Consider the following 14,747-nt stretch of genomic DNA (forward strand, 5'->3'; position numbering starts at 1 on the left):
ATTGACGATATATAAGTGTAACGATGGCTTTGTACTACCTGTATAATAAATACGCTAAGGCAAAAATTTAGCTGTAGAAAGAATAATGCAACTTTATCGCATTTCATTTTACTATAACTTGACTATAAGAAAAAATCTTATTTTGATTACTACTAGTAGTTCTATAAACCAAATTAATTGTAAAAAAGAGCGAGTGATTTGTGTAGAGCTTAAGATAATTCGTTTCTTAGATTGCTAATTATCTTAGTTAATATTTAATACCTTCTACCTAGCAATTTCTTCCCTCGAATTAGAAACCCTTCTTAATTCTTCACGTTCTGCCCATTTGTTGTTAGACTCGCTTATTACTTCAGGACGCATTAATCCACCAGATCTTTCAAAATATCCCTGTTTAATAGCATCGTAGACCCAGTAGTTACCAAGCTCGCAATCATTGCCTAACTCTTCTTCGCGATCTTTGAATTTTTCTAATATTTCTTCTCTATTACTCACTTCTACTATAATTTTGCTTTTATTCTGTATGTCAGGATACAGCCTAACGTCTACATTTCCCAAACTAGTATAGAAAGTTAATACTATACTGCTGCCTTCTGTAAGATCTGTATAATTCCTTATGCCATCTTCAGTTTTAATTTCTACTTCACTTTTACCGATCTTTACTATATTTCTTCCACACTTTACATCCCCATCTGTTAGACCTAAATCCCTTGCCCCATCTGTTATCTTTATAATGTCTATTTTACTATCTTTAGAATATTCTAAGTAAAAAACGGAGTTGTCTACTCTTGCATCTTTTAGCTCGCTATTGGTTGCACTTTTTGCGATTTCAATAAATTTATGAGAATTGCTAATATAATCTCTATAAGCTTTTTTTAGGTTAGTTTTATGCTCTTTAAATTCTGATGTCAGTGTGTTAGCATCAACTGTATTACCAAACACTGCCCCTTTTGATACTAATTGACATATTATATTACTAGCAACTTTAGGATTTTTTTCTAATTCACTGATTTTTTTCATCACATAATCGGTAAAAGTGTACTCATTACCTGAAAAGAAATCTTGTGAAAGAAAATAGTTTAATCGTACACCAGACTTTATAGCATCGTTTACAATCTTTTCAAGTTCAGCCATATTTTGAGCCTGAAACACCTTATCAGAAAACTCATTTAACTTTTCCTTTTGATTTGAGGTTAAATTAACGAGTAATTTACTGACCTGTCCTTTCTTTTGCTGACGATAAATAATATTTTTATCATAATCTAATGCTCCTGCTTCTAGAAATATTTTTCTTAACTCTTGAGCAAGATCTTCATTATCCCAAGCAAAACGGTCAACATACGAAAACACTTTTGATTCACCCATTCCTTGCCGAATATTTAGCACTACTTTTAGGTCTGAATCTCTTTTATGCTTACTTAAAAAGTCCTTTAAATTTTTAGTGCAGTCTGAATCTAGTACAAGTAAGTCATACAATTCCTTATTCATCTTTTTCTGTTTATCAGTTAAAAATAATTCTTCTATATTATAGCAGAGCTTATTAGTTGCTATTTGTTGTGGAGTTCTTCCCTTTCTACTTGTTATATTAGGGTTAGCTCCTTTCAAGAGAAGAGAGTTTGCATTATTGTAATGACCTTTGGCAGCAGCAAGGTATAATGGTGTTTTCCTTTTATTATCTTGTATGTTAGGATCTGCGCCTGCTTCTAAGAGTAAATCTATAGCCTGATTTCCTGTGCGACGAAATCCACCAATATTTGCTCCTGCAATTGCATGCAATACTGTTGATTGAGATTCTCCTCTTCTTAGGTTAAGAATTACTTTTAAATCTTTATTGTTTTTATTATCATCTAAAAATTCTTCAAGGGGCTCAGTATTATCAAATGAACCACAGTTAGAAGCTAAACATTTTAGAGCACTAAGTAACTTTTTGTTTAAATTTTTTTGACTTGGTGTAAGATCATGATCTAGAGCAAACCAAACACAAATCTGTTCACTTAATCCAAGTTTGCTATCTATCAAAGATGATGGTTCATTATAGTTTCTAACTGATGGTAAATCTCCTGAGTACCACATATCATTCATCAGTTCATTTAATAAATGCTCTTTAGATGATAGATGTTCTATAATGGATTCATATTCAATATCATATAGTTCTGGTTTGGATTTTGGTTGATTGATAATAGATTTCATCGTCTCAGTAAAATCACCCATACTTACCCCTCTAAACATACATAATTTATATTATATGCAATATATAACATTAAGTCAATAACCATAATCTTTTTACTACTTATGTCGTTAAGCTTTTGTTAAGTTTTTATGGTGAGTAACAATGGAGTATATAGAGAGGTTAAAAGTTGCTTATGACTCCAAGTTTTAGCCAGTTTTACTATAGACCAACAAAATTGAGAAGCACTAGCGATATTTAATATATAGGAATATGATGCTTTAAAGGAGTGCAAAAACTGCTGAAGCTTATACAGTAACCTGCGGAGCCACTTCAGCAGAATAAAAAACACATGCCAGTATTAGTAGAGAATTATTTATAAGTCAACTAACTTCTTTAAAAAATATTTTAGTGAAAGTACCATGCTATAGTGTTTTCTAAAATAAATGATAGTGCACTAACATACAAACTCGCAGCTTTTAGGGGGTAATCTCGTAATGAAAATTTATCATTCATTTTCGAAACTACTATAGTTAGTGTTATAAAGAATTCAATTGTTTACTCCTTCAAAAAAGGTCATATATTTGTGAGAACAAGCCGCGTAAAAATAAGGTTATAAAAATAGAAGATTTAAATTATTTCAATAAGCTTAGGCAAAACAGTTCGTATATAGATATTGATGAAATGTGCTAATATGGCTAGTTTTAGCGTATAATGAAATCATCATATAAAAAAGTTCGTATGTATCGTTTGGTAGACCAACGCATCCCAAAACGAAAAGCTCTCACGTATGCTGGTTTTGGTTGTTGAAAATAGCTAGATTACTTAAATTTTTAATACTAATCAATTTAAAATTAATATAAAACTTATGATAATTTTCTACTTTTAATAGATAAAGTTTTTCTCCCGTTATCCTTCTCAAACTCTACTGAGAAATTTACTTGATGCAGAGTGCTGTTGTAACGATACATCCGTCACTTTTGTAGTACTTAACATACTTGCAATTCCCATACGTCCAGTTTCTCTAGCAAGATCTAAAGGTGTTTTGCCATTATTATCTTTAACTTGAGTATTGGCACCTCTATTAATTAGAAACCTTGCAGTGATTTCTTTAAAATACCCATCAACACCAGCAGTATAGTGTAGCGGAGTCAAACCATTTGCATCAATTTCATTAATGCTTACTCCCTTATTTAAGAATAGCTCTATAACATTAGGGGTTGTTCGTCCTCCTCCGCGAGCGGCAAGATGTATAGGCTTTTGACCATCAACAGTTTGAGCATGAATATCAGCCCCTTCATCTATTAGCAGTTTTACAGCCTCCAATTCAGCATGTTTAGCAGCATAATGTAGCGGAGTTAACCCATTTGTATCAGTATCATTAATACTTACTCCGCTGCTTAAGAAGCACTTTACAATATTAGCAGTATTAGCAGTTTTGTATCCTCCGCGGGCAGCAAGATGTATAGGTTTTTGACCCTTAATGGTTTTAGCATGAATATTAGCTCCTTTATTAATTAGAAACTTTGTAAGATCTAAGTGATCAAATCGAGCAGCATAGTGTAGTGGGGTTAAACCATTTTTATTGGTATTTTCAATGCTTACTCCCTTACTTAAGAACAAATCTATAATATTTACGTGCCCTGCGTAAGCAGCAAGATGTATAGGCTCGTGACCATAAGTATTATTAGCATAAATATTAGCCCCTTTATCAATTAGAAATTTTGCTATATCTAATTTATCCTCAGATGCAGCATAGTGTAATGTGGTTCTACCAATTTCATCAGCATCATTAACACTCACTCCCTTGCTTAATAAGAACTCCACAATATTTTTATGACCTCCAATGATAGCACTATGTATGGGTTTTTTGCCACCAATTCCATCCTTAAAATTAATGTTAGCTCCTTTGCCTACAAGAAACTTTACAGTATCTAACTGACCATACCTAGCAGCAAAGTGTAATGGTGTACTGTCATTACTGTTAACATCATCAATACTTACTTTTTTGCTTAACAAAAACTCTATAATATTATTACGACCAAACTTGGCAGCTGAATGCATAGGCTTTCTGCCACTTACATCTCTAGTGTGAATACTTGCTCCATTTCTAACAAGCTCTTTAACCTTACTAAGGTTATTTTGTTCTATTGCATTATGCATAAACCCTCCCAAAATATTATACTACTACTAAAATAATAAAATAAAGCAAGATGTTTTTGAAATAGCAAAGCCAATATCTTTCGCTTCATTTTTTGCTCATAAATTTAATATCTCCTCACGCTGACTTTTCCTTGATTCTTGTACTTTATCTGCCCAAGTTTTAGATGTACTATGAGATTGATTAGGTTTTCCATACCTTTCAAAATACCCCTGCTCAATAGCATCATAAACCGAATATCCACCAAGTAAACAATTCTTACCTAATTTTTCTCCACAATTTTTTAATTGCTCTAGCAGATCTTGATTATTTACTTCTACCCTTATTTGACCTTCATTTTGCTTATCAGGATATAATCTAACTTCTAACTCTCCCTGACTGGTAGGGAAAGTTAACACTATATCACTATTATCTGCAAGGTTAGTGTAATTCCTTATACCATTTTCTGTTATAATATCCACCTCGCTTTTTCCGATCTTTATTATATTTCTACGATATTCCACCTCTTCCTGATTTAGTTCTAGATCTCTTACTACACCTGTAATCATTGCAACATTTATTGTACTGTTCTCTGAATATTCTAAGTAAAAAACAGCATTATCCACCCTTGAATCATTCAGCCTACCATTGGTGGCACTTCTCGCAACCTTAATAAATTTATGAGAATTATCGATGTACTCCGTATAAGCACCGAAGATATTATCTTTATGATGCTTAAATTCTAATTCCAGCTTGTCAATTACATCAATACTATTTCTATTGCGGAAAATTGCTCCTCTTGATACCAAGCTACACACCATGTCACTAGCAACTTCAGGATTTCTTTTCAACTTACTTAACTCGCCAATTCTTTTTAGAGTCCAATCTGCTAGACTATACCAATTAGATGCAATAGGGTCTCCTGGAGAACAGTCTTTGTTAAAATTTAGCTGCACTCCAGATCTGATGGCCTTATCTATAACTTTTGCTAGTTTGTCCATATCTTCAGCCTTAGATACCATATTAAAATATTCATCTAATTTTCTCTGTTGATTTAACGTTAAATTATGGAATAAACCAAAATCATGTTCTGCTTTTGCTGTTGAACGAGAAACATCGTATGATGCTCCTGCTTTCAAAAATAAGTTTCTTATTTCTACACCAATAGCTTCATTAACATCAGAGATACCTGCATTACTATAACAAATAATATCAGCGTATTTAAGAAATGACGCTCCTAGAATACTTAATACCACTTTTAGGTCTGGGTTACTCTTATGTTCATCTAAAAACTTTTTTACAAGCTCTTTTAATTTATTTAAGGCAAAAAAATCTAGATGATTGAACCAAATGTTGTGTAATTCTTGTCCCAATTCCTCTTGTTCTTTAGTTAAAAGGAGCTCTGCCACATTGTAATGATCATTATCGATTGCAACCTGTTGTGGAGTTTTTCCTTGTTTATCACATATATTTGCTCCCCGAAGTAGTGAGATTACACCTTTACTATTACCAATAGCAGCAGCATAGTGCAAAGGCGTCTCTCCTGCGATGTTTTTTGCGTTGGGATCTGCTCCTGCTGCCAAGAGTAAACTTACAGCTTGATCTTCCTGATTGCGACCTACTTCATGTATATGAGCCCCTGAAACCGCATGCAGTACTGTTGCATAAGATTCCCCTCTTTTAAGGTTAAGAACAACTTTTAGATCCGGATTGCTTTTATTATTTTTTAAAAATTCTTCAAGCTCATAAACATTATCATAATCAAAGGGAACACTTTCATCATACCAGTCTAGATACTTTAAAATATTTAGCAGCTCTTTGTTTAACTTCTTTCCACTTTCTGTAAGATCATGATCTTCCGTAAACCAAACGCAAACTTGTTTACGTAGTGAACTTCTACTATCCATTAAAGATGGTGGTACATTATCTTTAAGTGTCGGCATAGTCATTTGAGTATACCAAGAATCACCCTGATTGTATATTTCATCTATCTCACTCTCTGAGTATCCTCGCTTTCTTAAGGTTTCTAACGGATCATTACACAGAACTTGTGATAGATGTTCTGATTTAATTAACTCATATTCATCATCAAATAGTTCATCTGTTTCAAAATACTCTTGCTCAAGATTTAATTTATAAAAATACTCTTGCTCAGGATTTAATTCATAATTTAGTTCTTGTGCGTTAGTTTGTTTATTACCCACTGGCAAGATATGTTCCACAGATTTTTTAACCCCAACCATACTTCCCTCCTAGTATAGATAAATAATATATCGTATATAATATATAACATGAGTCAAGCTAATTTCAACATAATATTTTCACTATTTTACAATTTTTGAGTTTCTGTAGTAAGTTCATCTGTTTACGTAAACTTTCCTTTCATATAAAAACAGAATAAACCTGTTATCCACAAATATGTTATCTACCCAATAAAGCGAAAAATAGTTGAGCAAGCGAAATAATGAAAAGGATTATTGTAATTATTTCTGAATGCATAATTTTCGGCACTCTTGTGGGTTTTTACCACTTAGCAGTATGCAAAATTTTCTCTATCACTCCTTACTAGAAACCTTTTGAAAGAACCCTAGCTACCATCCAGCACATAAAAATATTATGTACGAATAAAAACTAATGAATGGCAACAGAGCAGATTAAAAAGAGCGTTCTTTGCTTGCATCTTGATTCCTTTTTGCCTTTCCAAATAATTATGGTTAGTATAACTTTTGCATTTTTAGCTTCCATAAACTTCACTGACATTCGAGTCTGCTATTACTTGGTTCTTCTTAATTAGCTATCGCAACAAAGCCGGTGAGAGTTACACCCTATCCATCTCAATATCATTAGATTTTAAAGAGTTTGGCTGGCTATGTATTGGCAGTACTTCACCTAACTCACTACTTGGACCTTGCTGATCATCATTGATGCCACCAGGACTTGACAGGCTTGACGGCCTACAACAGGGAAGAAATTTGCGCATTAAGCTTTTATTAGATCGAGCACCAGAAACCCCTTGCTGCTTCTCTCCTTGATTAGAAGATGCTGTTCCTAGCTCTGAGAAAGACTTTCTCTTTAAAGTATCTCTACATGGCATAGTTACCGGTTTTTTATTTTTTATTATAAAGGGAGAAATAAAACTTGAAAGATTACCATTAGCTAAGGCCTCTTTACCTAGTTCATCTATATCATCATTATCATATAAATAGAGAGAAGTAAGGTTTGAAAGATTGCCATTAGCTAAGGCCTTTGCACCTTGGTTATCTATATTATTACCCTGTAAATAGAGAGAAGCAAGCTTTGGAAAATTACCATTAGCTAAGGCCTCTGCACCGTTGCCATGAATTTTGTTATTAGATAAATTAAGAAAAGTAAGGTTTGAAAGCTTAGCTAAGGCCTCTGCACCTTGGCTATAAATTTCGTTATGAGCTAAATCAAGTTCAGTAAGCTTTGAAAGCTCAGCTAAGGCCTCTGCACCTTGGTCACCAATTTTGTTACGAGCTAAATCAAGTTCAGTAAGCTTTGAAAGCTCAGCTAAGGCCTCTGCACCTTGGTCACCAATTTTGTTACGAGCTAAATCAAGTTCAGTAAGGTTTGAAAGCTTAGCTAATGCTCTTACACCTTCATCACCAATATTGTTATTCCTCAAATTAAGCTTGGTAAGGTTTGAAAGCTTAGTTAAAGCTTCTGCACCTTGGTCACCTATATTGTTACCACCTAAATAAAGAGAAGTAAGATTTAAAAGATTGCCATTAGCTAATGCTCTTACACCTTCATCACCAATATCTAAATCGACTAGAGAAAGCTTTTTAATGTCTGTATTATTTTGTAAAAAGCTTACCAATCTTTCTATGTCCACTACAGTACCTTCAGCCTTTATTATTAAAGAATCATCTTTAACGAATTGATTAAAATCCATTTTATCCTCACACAACATTACATGACTTATATTAATATTATTATTAAAACCATAAATCAACCACTTTTTTAAAAAATATTTTTAGCAAAAACATTATGCTAATTAGCTTCACAAAAGATTTTATTGTTTACTTTTTCCAAAAATCACAAAAAAGTGAGGGTTTGCAAAGCTAATTGACAGGGTTTGAAGATATGTATATTGAATTATTAGTTTTTTATGGTAGGCTGCTAAATACAGTGTTTTTTATTCATAGATAATAAGGGGTAACTATGCCAAATACTTCAAAACCTTTCTCTTCTTCCAAGGGAGATGAAGCATCTAAGCCGGTCAAAAAAAGGCAAAAATCTTCCAAGACATCTGCTAAAGAAACTGGAAGTAAATCTACTGATAGATGTGAGCCACTAGCTACAAGTTCTGCAAAAAATGAAGTGACTGCAGAAGGAAAACATTGGTATGAGTTATTAAAAGAAAAAATAGGTTTGGATATTAATGCGAAAAAGTGGATGGAAGAACATCCAGAGCTAGCTTACGAAAATAAGTCTGAATTACTAATAAGGCTAGCATGCGAAGTATGTTTAGCTAAAAATACAGAATATGATCCAGAGAACGAAAATGAAGAGCAGAATAATAAATACATAAGATTTGATGCACAAAGGATATTTGAAATATTTAAAGTGGCTAATCCTCTGATAGAGCAATCAGATCGTAAGAATTTTGTAGAGTTTGTCTGTAAAAAGGGTAATGTGCAGTTATTGGAAATGACTTGTAAAAAGGAGGAGGAAAATACAAAAGGAGAAAATAAGATAGATTGTCAATACAAATGGAATGGAGCTTTTACTGGTTATTCAGACCCAATTTACTTACTACAACATGTAATTGACAATCGATGTTCTCCTGAAATAGTGCTATGTATTGCAAAAAAAATATATGGAAAAGCACATGTGTTTTGTAATGGACAACAGTACCTTCATGATAGCCAAGCTAACCACAAAAAATGCAATTATTTAGCTATGAAAGAGTGTTTAAATTCAGTAGTTAAATTGGGTTACAAAGATGTAGTATCAGTAATGTTAAGTGGTGATATTTATCACTGTATTCGCTTAATGAGATGGGAAGTGTTTAAAGGGAAGCAAGAATTTGTTGAAGCCTATGATATGATAAAAGAAGCAGTAGCAGATGTAATAAATTCATGGATGGAGGATAAGCAATCTTGCAAAGATGATTTGCAACGGTTATTGGATCAAGGAATAGAGATAGACTTGCACAAAATGTGCAGAGAAGATATGGCATATCAACTAGAATATCTAGAGAAAAAAATAATACCCAAAAGTAATACTAAAAAAGAAAAATTAGTGCAACAGATGAAAGAATTAGAAAAGGAAAAAGGAGAAGTAAGGTTAAGATCTATTGTAGTGGGTGCTTTAATATCGACATTATTTTTTAACTATCAGGATAAAGTGATGAAAGGCGAGCCGCTTACATTAAAATTCACAAAAAGAGAGGAGAGTCTAAAAGGAAAAATTCTTGATAAATTAAATAAAAAGATAAGTAATAGAGAGTCTATAGAGGATATAGTATTAGAATTGGTTAAATTATTGCACTTCGGCAATCATGTAGCTAATAACTGGTTCTTTAGAAAAGTGTTAGCAAAAGTTGTGAATGAGAATTTAGATAAGTTAAAGGCAGTTTGTGCTGCTATCTGTAAAGAGCCCATGGAAGAATTGCTAAAGGGTGAGGAAATTCATGAAGATGTGAGAGGTGTTTTAAAGTTTTTTGGTGTTGAAGTACTATCTAGTCAAATTACAACATCAGGAATTCCAAGTAGTTGTGATAGTATTGATAATCACTTTGTGAAAGATATAAATGTCTATTCTGAAAAAGAAGCAAAAGGGAATTGTAGTAGTGATGAAATGGCTTTTAGTGGATTAACAAGAAAGATTATACGTGATCTTGAGGAAAAGAAGGATCTCACAGATGAAGAAAAAAAGGCCTTAATATCTAAGGCATTCAGTGAGATAAAAAAAGGAATTAATACTCTTGCTGATAAGGCTGCGGTTAAGATAGATATAAAAGATATATTTCTAAGCTTTGAGCTTATTAACAGCAAAATAGAAAATGAGCAAAAAAGAGAAATTGTAGAACTTACCTTTCGAAAGGGTAATGTGCAGTTATTGGAAATGATTTGTAAACAAGAGGAGAAAAATACAAAAGAAGAAAATAGGATGGAGATTCAATACAAATGGAATGGAGCTTTTACTGGTTATTCACACCCAATTTACTTACTACAAGATGTAATTGACAATCGATGTTCTCCTGAAATAGTGCTATGTATTGCAAAAAAAATATATGGAAAAGCACATACTTTGTGTAATGGAAGAAAGTACCTTGATCAAAGGCAAATGAAAGACGCCTTTGATGAACGGGGGCTTTTAAAGCAAGTAATCAAATTAGATTACAAAGATGTAGTATCAGTAATGTTAAGTGGTGATATTTATCACTGTATTCGCTTAATGAGATGGGAAGTGTTTAAAGGGAAGCAAGAATTTGTTGAAGCCTATGATATGCTAAAAGAAACAGTAGCAGATGTAATAAATTCATGGGTGGAAAATGAAGAAAGCTGCAAAGATGATTTACGGCGTTTATTGGATCAAGGAATAGAGATAGATTTGCATCGAATGTATAAAGAAGATATCATATATCAACTAAGTTATCTAGGAAAAGAGATAATGAGCAAGAATTACATTATCAAAGAAGAATTAATAAAAAAGCTAAAGGAACTAGGAAAGGAAAAAGGAGAAGTAAGGCTAAGACCTACTGTAGTAAGTTCTTTAATATCAACGTTGTTTTTTAAGCATCAAGATAAAGCGATAAAAGGTGAGCCGTTTACATTAAAAGTCACAAAAGGTGAGCAGAGCGAAAAAGAAAAAATACTTAATCAACTAGATGAAAAGATAAAGAGTGGAGAATCTATAGAGGATATAGTGTTGGAATTAGTAAAATCATTGAATTCAGCTACTCATCTGTGTAATAACTGGTTCTTTAGAGAAGTGTTAGCAAAAGTTGTGAATGAGAATTTAGATAAGCTAAAAGCAGTTTGTGCTGCCATCTGTAAAGAGCCCATGGAAGAATTGCTAAAGGGTGAGGAAGTTCATGAAGATGTAATTGATGTTCTACAATTTTTTGGTGTGGAAAAAGATTTTTTACTAGAAAAGAGTATACTAGGAAATAGTGATGATGCATTAGTTAGGAATTCACAAAGCGTTGAAGAGACTGTAAGCAATAGATCAGAGAAGAGTGTTAGTTCATCAAGTCGACAATCATCTGCTGATCATGATCTACAAAGCAGTACAGTACCTATAAGTCAAGGAGGAAAATCTATACCTTCTGCCGCATCAAAAAAGAGCTGTTCTGCATCAAATCTAGCTGGTTCAAGAGTGGCAGAAAAAAATAATGAAGGTGTTATGCAAAATAATTGTGTACAAGGTGGAAATCCTTGTTATAGTATAAATACGGGTAGAGAGTTTTACTACCTGAATGTAAGAAATAGTTCTATGGAGGTTAGAATGGAGAAATCGCAACAAGGGGGAATATTAAATAAGATCCGCTCTAAGCAGCGGGAGTCATTGCGAAAAAAGTCATCTGATGATCGGTTACCAAAAGTTAGTTACTTAGAGGATGCTCATTGTGAGAGATATAGAAAAGCGTTTCTAAATAAGGTGTTTCATTATAATAAATTTATAGATTCTTCTATGTTATCGGTGGAAGGTCAAAATACAGAAATGGATCCCTCATCATTGAATAATTCATCAAGTACTTCACTAGATATTTCATCAGTTAGTATAAATGATTCAAGGGATGAATCGCGCGAAGATGATCCTTATCTAGATGGCATGCAAGATTACATTACAGGACTTGATCTGCTAAAAGAAGGAGACGAGAGTCGAGCTAAAAATAAGATTCGTGAGTCGGCAGTTAAGGGATTTGAATGTGGAATGTACGCATATGCGATAATAAAGTTTAAGGAAGCTATGGAAGGTAATATCACTACAAACATGTTGGGAGTAAACTGTGCTCCGCAAGAAGTGGTCAAAGAAGCTGTTGAATGTATGGTTAAGTCAGGAAGGTCTTTTTCCCCTTTGAATAGTTTTATACTTGGAATTATGGAATTATACAATGTAGGAAATTATTGCAAAGTGATTCAACATACATCGCAAAAGTCATGGAAAATGCATTTCGCTGATGTCTTGCGGAGTACTAAAAATACCCCTTTTATAGGTCCGATTGCAGAGCACAATCTCTTGGCTTGTGTTGGAGCAGCTAATTTGGATTTTACTGATTCAAGTGATTATCTGGAGATGGTAGGAAAAGAGAAAGGAATGAAAGAATTAGAATCGATGATCGATCATGTAGAATATGAGTTGGCAAAAGATATGGTATCAAATAAAACAGATCTTGTTACTGCAGGGTATCTGTTTCGACAATTATCTAGCAAATCTTTTTCTGATGCGCAATATTCGTATGCGGTTGCGCTGTTCAACGGTAGACTTGATCAAAGAGAAGTTAAAAAGGAACAAAAAGTTCACGGTTTGCTTAGTAAAGCTGCTAGTTGTAAACATCCAGAAGCAATGCTTCTCTTAGGGATATTGCCTTTTAAAAAGGGGTATGAGTTTGTTAGATCCAATAATTATTGGAGTTATTTAGAAGATTTTATAAATGTAATGCATGATGATAAGAGTTTGAAACAAAATTATCTCAAAGAAAAAGTATCGATTTTTGTTGCTTATGAATACATTAACAAGAGTAATCCTTATGTACAATATGATGAACAAAAGGCTAGGGGTATTTTACAAAACAATTGTGACAAAAATCAATTGGAAAAGTTAGAAAAAGCAATAGAAAAAGGCAAAGAATGTTCTAAAAATCTATTAAGTGATGTACTACAAACATTAAAATATGTGGGTTCTGTACTTAAAACAAAGGGTAGTGATAAGTTATATGCTCAAAAGTTACCATCTATGCTAGAACAGCTACGTAGGAACTTAAAAGATAGCAAAATAACTATTCAACAATCGCAAAACCTGTTACTTGTGCTGCAACAACTAAACAACATATCATCTCCTAATGAGAAAGATCTTTTACCACTACAGCAACTATATTACAATTTAGAAGAAGAAGTTGAGAAACAACTAGATGGTTCTTCACAAGCGGAAATGTTGTCACTAATAGCAGAGCTAAGTAAAATGGGTATTGATGTACAAAGAAGACGTTCTAGTAGTCTCTCATCTATCAGTGCTACTAAGTCAACAAGTAGTAGACGACGTTCGGCTGCTGAAACATTACAATTACAGAGTCTGGATGAAAGTGTGTCTGACGTTTTTAAGTATCCTTCAACTCCATCTTCAAAGGTAAAGGAAATTGTTATACCGTCAAGTAGTAGTCAAGCGCTATTATCTAGACCAAGAGCTGCTAGTACGGCTATTAATTTTCAAGATGATAACGAGCTAGAACCTTTTGTCGACGCTAGTGAATTCTTCAATGCTGATCCAGGTACTAGTACTGGGTTAAGTAGCAGGAATAGCAGAATGTTTGAATCTAGCCGTCGATTATCTTTGTTTGTGCATGATAAATCAAGCGATGGTAAGCTTTTAGGTGATTGTTTTAATATTGCAGCAGATTTATGCGAAAAAGGTGAGTACCATAAGGCTCTTGATATCTATGAACAAGTATTTGACAGAAGAAATAGTGTTGTAGGTTATAAAAATTTCAATACTATAATGGCTCGTCATAATATGGCAGTACTGTTTTACGTACTAGACGAACCTAAGCAGGCTTTAGACATTTTCAGGGAAATGCTTGATAAGTTAGGCCCTAGTCATCATTATGCTGCAGGCATTGAATATAATATTGATGTGGTATTAAAAAAACAGGGAAAAGAATTGTTTGTACAACCTGGGGAAAAACAAATAGAACCTTTCTCAAAATCTGTATCAAATAATTTTCAAAGTGTACCAATAGTAGATAAAGGTAAGAGTAGTTATGGTTCGAGTTTGAGTTCATCATCTGGCTTTGAGAGTGGTTTTTCTGCTTTCTCAGAGCAGAGTATTAGTGAGAGAGGTAAAATAGCCAAATTACCGAGTAGCGTATCCGGTAGAACAGAACAAAAACAAAGTTCCGGTAGTTCACAGCAAAATGTTTCTGCAGCGGCAGGATTGGGCAATGGTAGTAGAAGAGTAGAAAGATTAAGTTCTTTTTCCTCAACTCAGGGTAGAAGTACATCTGGATTCAGTCGATCATCTTCGCGTACTAGTTTGCGTACTAGTAAATCAGTCAGTGATGAGTTTAGCGCTACAGATATATCTAAATGTACTTCCAAAGGGCAGAAGGTAAAAAACAAAAGTAGTGACATGCATCCTTCAAGATCTAGCTCTCGTCCCTCTAGTAGTCTAGATAATTTAGAAACAGAAAAGCATACAGCTTCTTCTAGAAGTATAGGAAAGAGGTAGATAAAAAAAGTATATTTCTACAAC

Annotated in this window: 6 protein-coding genes; 1 reads left to right on the plus strand and 5 read right to left on the minus strand. The window is 33.4% G+C overall.

Annotation, left to right across the window (positions count from 1 at the left end):
- Window positions 1-264: 264 nt before the first annotated feature.
- From OPR43_RS02570 to OPR43_RS02590, 5 genes are all read right to left on the minus strand, one after another.
- Window positions 265-2,208 (minus strand): ankyrin repeat domain-containing protein, encoded by a 1,944-nt coding sequence (locus OPR43_RS02570; protein WP_265035350.1) that lies wholly within the window; start codon window positions 2,206-2,208, stop codon window positions 265-267.
- 874 nt (window positions 2,209-3,082) lie between these two features.
- Window positions 3,083-4,327, minus strand: a complete 1,245-nt coding sequence (locus OPR43_RS02575; protein ID WP_265035351.1) for an ankyrin repeat domain-containing protein — start codon at window positions 4,325-4,327, stop codon at window positions 3,083-3,085.
- 96 nt (window positions 4,328-4,423) lie between these two features.
- Window positions 4,424-6,547 carry an ankyrin repeat domain-containing protein gene (locus OPR43_RS02580; RefSeq protein WP_265035352.1) on the minus strand — a complete coding sequence of 708 codons (2,124 nt, stop codon included), beginning with the start codon at window positions 6,545-6,547 and terminating at the stop codon, window positions 4,424-4,426.
- Window positions 6,548-6,935: 388 nt separating this feature from the next.
- Complete coding sequence (locus tag OPR43_RS02585) at window positions 6,936-7,064, minus strand: hypothetical protein (protein ID WP_265035353.1); 129 nt, start codon at window positions 7,062-7,064, stop codon at window positions 6,936-6,938.
- 58 nt (window positions 7,065-7,122) lie between these two features.
- Window positions 7,123-8,220 (minus strand): leucine-rich repeat domain-containing protein, encoded by a 1,098-nt coding sequence (locus tag OPR43_RS02590; RefSeq protein WP_265035354.1) that lies wholly within the window; start codon window positions 8,218-8,220, stop codon window positions 7,123-7,125.
- A 269-nt stretch (window positions 8,221-8,489) separates the two neighbouring features.
- On the opposite strand from OPR43_RS02590, the gene OPR43_RS02595 reads away from it, so the two are divergent.
- A complete protein-coding gene (locus tag OPR43_RS02595; RefSeq protein ID WP_265035355.1) occupies window positions 8,490-14,723 on the plus strand; it encodes a tetratricopeptide repeat protein in 6,234 nt (2,077 codons plus the stop codon).
- Window positions 14,724-14,747: the final 24 nt, after the last annotated feature.

Origin of the sequence: Wolbachia endosymbiont (group A) of Apoderus coryli, from assembly GCF_947251615.1 — a bacterium.
In the GTDB taxonomy this organism is placed as follows: domain Bacteria; phylum Pseudomonadota; class Alphaproteobacteria; order Rickettsiales; family Anaplasmataceae; genus Wolbachia.

Excerpts from the sequence above, each read along its gene's own strand:
- OPR43_RS02595 (WP_265035355.1), top strand. The coding sequence starts at position 8,490 with ATGCCAAATACTTCAAAACCTTTCTCTTCTTCCAAGGGAGATGAAGCA.
- OPR43_RS02575 (WP_265035351.1), bottom strand. The coding sequence starts at position 4,327 with ATGCATAATGCAATAGAACAAAATAACCTTAGTAAGGTTAAAGAGCTT.
- OPR43_RS02580 (WP_265035352.1), bottom strand. The coding sequence starts at position 6,547 with ATGGTTGGGGTTAAAAAATCTGTGGAACATATCTTGCCAGTGGGTAAT.
- OPR43_RS02570 (WP_265035350.1), bottom strand. The coding sequence starts at position 2,208 with ATGGGTGATTTTACTGAGACGATGAAATCTATTATCAATCAACCAAAA.
- OPR43_RS02585 (WP_265035353.1), bottom strand. The coding sequence starts at position 7,064 with ATGTCAGTGAAGTTTATGGAAGCTAAAAATGCAAAAGTTATACTAACC.
- OPR43_RS02590 (WP_265035354.1), bottom strand. The coding sequence starts at position 8,220 with ATGGATTTTAATCAATTCGTTAAAGATGATTCTTTAATAATAAAGGCT.